Source organism: Streptococcus sp. 2106 (assembly GCF_013277315.1).
GTDB lineage: Bacteria > Bacillota > Bacilli > Lactobacillales > Streptococcaceae > Streptococcus > Streptococcus pseudopneumoniae.
In genome coordinates this window covers 1-3,870 of sequence record NZ_VMMS01000127.1, presented here as the reverse complement: position 1 = coordinate 3,870, position 3,870 = coordinate 1, and the positions used below count along the sequence as shown (strand labels likewise).

The 3,870-nt window shown below is 38.4% G+C and carries 2 protein-coding genes; both read left to right on the top strand.

Going from position 1 to position 3,870, the window contains the following annotated elements; all coding sequences use genetic code 11:
* Positions 1–181 precede the first annotated feature (181 nt).
* Entirely contained in the window at positions 182–1,093 is a 912-nt protein-coding gene (locus tag HT723_RS10835; protein ID WP_083022231.1) for an Rpn family recombination-promoting nuclease/putative transposase, read from the top strand.
* 727 nt (positions 1,094–1,820) lie between these two features.
* Positions 1,821–3,870 (top strand): DUF1542 domain-containing protein (locus HT723_RS10830; RefSeq protein ID WP_172935189.1); only part of this gene is annotated, 2,050 nt, incomplete at its 3' end.

Below are 3,870 nucleotides of genomic sequence, written 5' to 3'. Positions count from 1 at the left end.
AAAACATTGTTAGAAATCGATTTGACTGTCCTGATAGATTTGCCCTGTTCTTATTTCATTTCACTATAAAATTTTAAATTTGTGACCATATCTTGACTGTATTTTCCTCTCTTTTTCGAATAAATAAATAGAATAATCAAATCTAGATTAAAAAATGTGCTATAATGAAAGGAGAAGCAATATGACTGTACGTCATCCGGGCATTAGCCCGACCAATGATTTGGTTGCTAAGAAGATTTTTAGCAATCCGGAAATAACTTGTCAATTTATTCGCGATATGCTGGATTTACCAGCAAAAAATGTGACCATTTTGGAGGGAAGCAATATTCATGTCTTGCCGTCCCTGCCCTATTCAGCGCAAGATTTCTATACCAGTATAGATGTTTTGGCTGAACTAGATAATGGTACTCAAGTAATCATTGAGATTCAAGTCCATCATCAGAATTTTTTCATCAATCGCCTGTGGGCTTACCTTTGCAGTCAGGTCAATCAAAATCTTGAAAAAATTCGTCAACGAGAAGGTGATACTCATCAGAGTTATAAACACATCTCACCAGTATACGCTATCGCAATTGTGGATAGTAACTACTTCTCAGATGACTTGGCTTTTCATAGTTTTAGCATGCGAGAGGATAGGACAGGTGAGGTTTTAACAATTACAAACAATGGACAGGAAAACCATCTGGTTAAGATGGCATTCTTGGAACTAAAAAAATACAGAGAAACCAGCAAAGACGAGGTTCGCAAGCCATGGTTGGAGTTTTTCGGGAATAAACCCTTTACCCAAGAACCTGAGCGAGCCATCAGCCAAGCAGACCAACTGCTAGATTACAAGAGCTGGTCCGAGGAGGACAGGGAGATGTTTAGTCAACTACGTATGCGAGAAGAACAAGCCTTATTAGCACAGGACTATGCCTTGGAACAAGCTGAAGAAAAAGGGTTGGAGAGAGGTCGTGCAGAGGGGCTTGAACAGGGATTAAAAGTAGGTTTAGTAAATCTAGTCCGCCAAGGTCTTCTGACTTCTGAGGTTGCTAGCCAGCAGTTGGGCATAACCGTCGCTGAGTTTGAGGAGCTATTGAAAAAATACAAATAAGCCCTAAAAAATACAGAGAAACCAGCAAAGACAAGGTTCGCAAGCCATGGTTGGAGTTTTTTGTAACTCTCTATCTCCTAGATAGGGTTCGATAAAATACAGTGATTTCGGAGTTAGCTAGTTAGGTCATTTGTAAATCAAGTAAGCCTAAGAGAAGTAGTGATCTTAGAAAAACTGGAGCTGGCTAGCTAATAATCTAATCTATAAGAATCCCTAAGCAAGGGGTTAGAATCTATAAACTGGCCTATGATTTAGTTTTATCCATAAATGATTAAAAAGAGGGTATGGCGTGTCTACTACAGAAGAGCGGCTTTTTAATGATACAATGTTAGGATTTGTTTTTATCAATTAGCATTTGATGTGCTTAACATCAGGGGGAAATTACTTCGAAACAAACCGTAACTAAAATGTTATCAAATTGTAATAAAACCTTGATTTGTATATGTTTCTCAAGACAGAATCGTCAGGAAGCTTGATAGAATAGCTTTGTACAGCCTATCCATATATATATATATGTGGATAGGCTGTCTTTTTCTTGATACTAAGTGAGATAAAGAAGTCAAATGATTATCTTTTTAAAGTAATTTAAGGTATAATAGTTTAGTCATATCAGGTTGAATGATTGAGTGCATTTTTGATTCACAAGGCAAACCTTTGCATTGTGTTACAGTTATGGACTCAGTGATTTCACTTGAAAAAATTTAAACTAAAAAGGGGAACATCTAATATGTTTTATAGTGAGAAGGACGATAGAGAAAAACGCTTGCGGTTTTCGATTCGGAAGGTTAGTTTTGGAGCGGCCTCGGTAGCCGTGGCGGCACTCTATCTCTTTATGGGAAGTGGAGCGGTATCTGCTAAGGAAGCGCAGGCCGTACAGTTAAATGAGGAGGTGGCAGCTGATAAGGATTCGGAAACAGAGGAACAGCAGCCAACCTACGCTGCTCCTGCTGCAAAAGAACAAGGATCTGCAACCAATACTGAAGCAGGGGATGAAGGCAAGCAAGAGAGTCATCCAGAGACCAAAGAGGAAGAAGCCAACTCATCTGAAAGAAGCGAAACTACAACAAAGACTCGATCGGATGAAAACTCTGTGAGTGGGGATTCTAGCTCTCCAAAATCTGAAGGTGAAGGTACAAGATTAGAAGAAGCAAGCAGCAAGCCAAAAGTACGTAAAAGACGTGAAGCAGACCCTGCCCCACCAGCGACTGCAGCCGATGCCGATCCAGATGCAAATCAGACTTATACAGCTCCAGGGGATGATGCAAGTGTAGAGGATTTGGCAACTAAATTAAAAGATTTGCCTGAAACAGTAGAGAATGAGAAAAAACTTGCTAACATAGACCAAGTTGGTGCTACCAAAAGTATAAATCCAGGTGAAGTGAGTGAATTGGATGAATTTGGTGGTTGGAAGGCAGTCAATGGCGGAAAATTCGGTGTTGCAAGAAAGACAGATAACGGGGTATTTCCTATTGAGACTGTGAATACGGTTCGAACTCAAAATGGGAAAGATAAGACGTGGTTGAATGAATCTTCTTTTGAACGCTCAAAGAATTATGCACTATTCCTGGGGTTGGTGAGGACTAAAGCGACAGAACAAGAAGAAGTTGATGATCGTAGTAAGTATACGCAAGAAGGGGACTATAGTAATAAAGGGAAAGGGGTGACAAAATACAAGGGAATTGAAAAAACGTTTAAAAACTATTCTCCCGAGACAGGTTCTGATGTTACTGTGTCTTTCTATACTGGTATTACAGGAGATATTGATGGTAATAAAGCTGGTTATAAGGTTGAGGTAATAGCAAAAACAGCTGAGGGAAATGAAACTATAATTTATAATCAATCTTTTTATCCACAAAATGAAATTAGTGATGAAAATAAAATAGTTAAAAAACTTAATTTGGGAGGAGATGCCGTATTAGAAACTACTAGATCCCAAACTGAAGATAAGAAAAACGAATTGACTGAGAAATTGGGAGAGGATTCAAATAAGAGAAGATTAGGAACTTCTCATGGAACTTTTACTAGTAAAAATATTAGCTTAGCTTCTGGTGTAACAGAGTATACTGTGCGTATTAGTGCAGCGGATAATAAAAAATTGGGGATGGGATTTCAAGTTCCATGGAGGCAGTATGCTCTACCAGTTGTTGGAACAGGGTTTAGAGTTACTCAGGATACTAGGAAAGTAGCTAAGGACTTAGCTAAAAAAGTTTATGATGAATTAGCCAGACAAAAAGAAAAAGACACAAAATGGTCTACTTCTGAAACCAAGGCTGATTATGAAGAAAAATTGAACAAAATTAAGGAGAATTTGGATATTACATCTACTACTGCTAATTACAAAACAGTAGTGGAAGAGGCTCTAGAAAAACGGAAAACTCTGAATGAAGAATTAAAAATAAAACGTAAAGCAGCTGATGAAATAGCAGAAAAAGCAGCAGAGAAATTAGTTATGATAGATGATGATGACACATTATCAGAAAACGAAAAGGATGCAGCTAAAGAAGAAGTTATAGAAGATGCAAAAAAAGCGGCAAACAATGTTGCAGTAGCTACAGACCAAGGTGGTGTAGAAAACGCTAAAATGGAAGGGATTGCTGAAATAACCAAAGTTAATCCCGTAGGAAGAGACAAGGCGAAGAAAGCATTAGACAAGGCAGCAGAAACTGAGAAGGCAGAAATCAATGCAGACCCAAGCCTAACAGCGACAGAAAAAGAGCAAAAAGTCAAAGACTTGGAAGCTAAATTAACTGAGGAAAAAGGTAAGATTGATACTGCAG